This is a genomic window from Priestia sp. P5_B4, assembly GCF_056400385.1.
The window spans coordinates 1-3,840 of record NZ_JBFULJ010000347.1 but is presented as its reverse complement, the minus strand read 5'-3'; the positions used below and the strand labels follow the sequence as shown (position 1 = coordinate 3,840).

Annotated in this window: 4 protein-coding genes and 1 riboswitch; all 4 genes read left to right on the top strand. The window is 40.4% G+C overall.

The window, feature by feature from the left end:
• Positions 1–65 precede the first annotated feature (65 nt).
• The gene (locus AC1DRF_RS19020; RefSeq protein ID WP_013056860.1) at positions 66–665 is read left to right on the top strand and encodes a TetR/AcrR family transcriptional regulator; all 600 of its coding nucleotides are present in this window, start codon (positions 66–68) and stop codon (positions 663–665) included.
• 96 nt (positions 666–761) lie between these two features.
• Positions 762–1,979: an MFS transporter gene (locus AC1DRF_RS19015; RefSeq protein WP_013056861.1), complete on the top strand. Its 1,218-nt coding sequence runs from the start codon at positions 762–764 to the stop codon at positions 1,977–1,979.
• Positions 1,980–2,171: 192 nt separating this feature from the next.
• A riboswitch (TPP riboswitch) is annotated at positions 2,172–2,280 on the top strand.
• 74 nt (positions 2,281–2,354) lie between these two features.
• Positions 2,355–3,161 carry a hydroxyethylthiazole kinase gene (gene thiM / locus AC1DRF_RS19010; protein WP_230183923.1) on the top strand — a complete coding sequence of 269 codons (807 nt, stop codon included), beginning with the start codon at positions 2,355–2,357 and terminating at the stop codon, positions 3,159–3,161.
• Positions 3,162–3,174: 13 nt separating this feature from the next.
• Entirely contained in the window at positions 3,175–3,819 is a 645-nt protein-coding gene (gene thiE / locus AC1DRF_RS19005) for a thiamine phosphate synthase (RefSeq protein ID WP_427076206.1), read from the top strand.
• Positions 3,820–3,840: the final 21 nt, after the last annotated feature.

Below are 3,840 nucleotides of genomic sequence, written 5' to 3'. Positions count from 1 at the left end.
GGTGTCAGATAATACAAAACGAATGTTCAGTATAAATAATAAATGTGCGGGGCGGTGGAAATAGCTTGAATAAAAAAAAGCTTCAAAGTGAACAAACCAAAAGAAAAGTGGCAGATGCCGCTAAAGCATTGTTTTCTCAAAAAGGCTATAAAGCTACATCTATTGAGGAAATTGTAGAAGCTACGGGAAGCAGTAAAGGGAATATTTATTATCACTTTAAAAGTAAAGAAGGGCTTTTTCTCTATTTAATAGACGAATGGGATCTCGAGTGGGAACGAAACTGGAAAGAAAGAGAGTCTCTTTACAAAACAACAAGAGATAAGCTTTTTGGAATTGCGGAGCAAATCATTTTAGATGATTTAAATCATCCTCTTACGAAAGCCGCCGATGAGTTTTTTAACAACGAGGAAAAGGGCAGCGACATCGAAGAGCGAATTGATGAGATGGTGAAACGACACGTGGAGTTTAACCGGGAGCTTTTGCAAAAAGGCATTGATGAAGGAGAGTTTTCTCCTAAAAATGCAGAACAGCTTGCAGTGATTTTAGAAGGGCTGTTTGTTGGAATGAGCCGCATGTCTCGAAAAACGAACACGGAAAATGCCCTGCAGCTTTACCATTCAGCAATCGATGTATTTTTAAACGGAATTATAGCAAGGTCTTCTTAAATAATCGGGGATGCTTATTGCGGTAATGAGTAATCCCTCATTATTTTGTATTTTTATAGACCGAACGTTCAGTATTTTTGTAATCAGGAGGTTTATATGTCATTATTGTTAAGAAATCGAGCGGCGATTTTGCTGCTCATGCTAAACATTTTTATTATTTTTACAGGAATCGGTCTCGTTATTCCAATTATGCCAACATATATGACGGAGCTTCATATCAACGGCAGCGTGATGGGGCTTTTAGTAGCGGTGTTTTCACTGACTCAATTTCTGTTTTCACCTTTAGCGGGACGGTTATCAGATTCGTTAGGGAGAAAGAAAATTATTGTAGCGGGAATGATTGTTTTTGCCTTGTCTGAATGGTTCTTCGGTTCAGTAAGTACACCTCTTTTATTATTTGTATCAAGAATGTTAGGCGGGGTCGGGGCCGCGCTTATTATGCCTGCTGTTATGGCCTATACAGCGGACGTGACGTCTGCTAAAGAACGTGCTAAAGGAATGGGCTATGTGACAGCGGCGATTACAACAGGATTTATTATTGGACCTGGTATTGGCGGCTTTTTAGCTGAATACGGCATGCGTGTACCATTTTATATGGCCGCAGTAGCAGGAGGCTTGGCTGCAGTGATTACGCTTTTTGTTTTGCCAGAGTCTCGTCCTGTACAAAATCATGCTGTTTCAAACAATGAGAATCCAAAAGAAGATCGGCTGCTACTCCAGCTTATGAATTCCTATAAAGAACCTTATTTTCTAAGTTTAATTATTGTTTTTGTGACATCGTTTGGATTATCCAATTATGAAACGATTTTTTCGCTATTTGTTGATCATAAATTTAGCTTTACGCCCAAAGATATTGCGTTTGTTATTACGTTTGGCTCTATTGCGGGGGCCGTAGTGCAGGTTACGATTTTTGGCTGGATTTTAAATAAGTTTGGTGAAAAAAGAGTGATTTCGTTTTGCTTGATGATGACGGGACTTTTTATTTTACTTACGCTGTTTGTGCACACGTACTGGCTTATTATTGTTGTGACATTCATCGTCTTTTTAGCAACAGATATTTTACGTCCGGCAATCAGCACGCAAATGTCGATGATGGCACAAGACGACCAAGGGTATGTAGCCGGACTAAATTCTGCTTATACAAGTCTTGGGAATATTATTGGACCCGTTGTAGCAGGCTTTCTTTTTGATATAAACATTAATTATCCGTACGTATCAGCTGCACTTGTACTGCTGCTTTGTTTTCTTTTATCTTTAAGAGCAGGGAAGGACAGAAAAACAGCTGTGAGAAATCAAGCGGTTCAAGAGAAATAACCATAAGGAAAAAATGATAGAATTCTTAGGGAATTGAAGACCTCGAGTAGCTTACTGGAGGTCTATTGATTATTCTTTTAGTAAAGGTGTAAGGTTTACAATGGCACTCAGCCTATAGAGAAGCTTTATTTTATCGGCAAAACAGTGAAATGGTTGCAAATAAAAAAGGTTAATAGTAAACTTTAAACGTAACAAGAATAGTATGGGAGCTTGCGCGGGGCAGGCTGAGAGTACAGGGACGCCTGTTGACCATTTGAACCTGTTGGATAATGCCAGCGCAGGGAATGTGAGTACATACCAAAGCACTTTGCGCATGCAAGGTGCTTTTTTGTCTTTTTTGCAGTGTTAAAACTAAATGAAAAGAGTGAAAAAAACATGGATATTAGTAAAATTTCAGCTCAATTAGAAAAAGTAAGAGATACAAGTCCGCTTGTTCATAATATTACGAATGTTGTGGTAACCAACTTTACAGCAAATGGACTGCTTGCACTAGGAGCTTCACCTGTTATGGCTTATGCGAAGGAAGAAGTGGCTGACATGGCACGAATCGCCGGAGCGCTTGTCTTAAATATGGGTACACTGACGGCTCAAGAAGTAGAAGCGATGAGAATAGCAGGAAAATCAGCAAATGAAAATGGCGTGCCGGTTATTTTCGATCCTGTAGGAGCCGGAGCGACACCGTTTCGTACAGAAGTAGCACGTCAGCTTGTAGAAGAATTAAATATTGCAGTTATTCGTGGTAACGCTGCTGAAGTTGCGAATGTCGTAGGCGAGTCATGGCTCATTAAAGGCGTTGATTCATTAGAAGGGCAAGGAGACGTCATTGAACTTGCTGAGAAAGCAGCGAACAAATTAGATACGGTGATTGTTATCACGGGTAAACAAGATGTAATCACAGATGGAAACAAAACGTATACAGTAGACAACGGTCACCCGTTATTTACGAAAGTGACGGGAACTGGGTGTCTGCTAACATCAATTATAGGAGCTTTCGCTGCTGTAGAAAAAGAATATGTCGAGGCAAGCGTTGCTGCTTTAAGTTTTTACGGAGTGGCGGGTGAAATCGCCGCAGCGAAAAAAGGTGAAGAAGGGCCGGGAAGCTTTCAAATTGAGCTGTTAAATCAGCTTCATCTTTTATCTGGGCAGGATATTGAATCATATGCAAGAGTACATCAACGTTAAAAGGAGCCGGAAAATGACAAATGAAGAAATCAAAAAGTTGCTGCAAGTTTATTTTATAATGGGCAGCAATAACTGTACAAAAGATCCGAGAGAAGTGTTGAAAGAAGCAATTGAAGGCGGGGTTACCGTGTTTCAATTCCGTGAAAAAGGCGAAGGTGCGCTAACAGGAGAAGCGAAATATCAGCTGGCGAAGGAACTTCAGCAAATTTGTCAGCAGCACAGCGTTCCTTTTGTTGTGAATGATGATCTTGACTTAGCGATACGCTTACAAGCAGATGGCATTCATATTGGACAAGAAGATGAAAAAGCTCATATTGTTCGAGAGAAAATAGGAAAAGGAATTGTAGGCGTCTCTGTTCATAATGTACAAGAGCTGCAGCAAGCGATAAAAGACGGGGCGGATTATGTAGGAATGGGACCTGTTTTTCCTACTTCTACAAAAAAAGACGCAAAAGCAGTGCAAGGTACAAAGTTAATTGAAGAAGTGCGAAACCAGAATATTGACTTTCCAATTGTAGGAATCGGCGGCATCACGCCTGAAAATGCCAAACAAGTAGTAGAGGCAGGTGCAGATGGCGTTTCTATTATTACCGCGATTAGCTTAGCAGCGTCTCCAAAAGAAAAAGCAGCTCAATTGAAAGAAGCGGTAGGAAAATAAAAAAAGCGCACACTGTGCGCT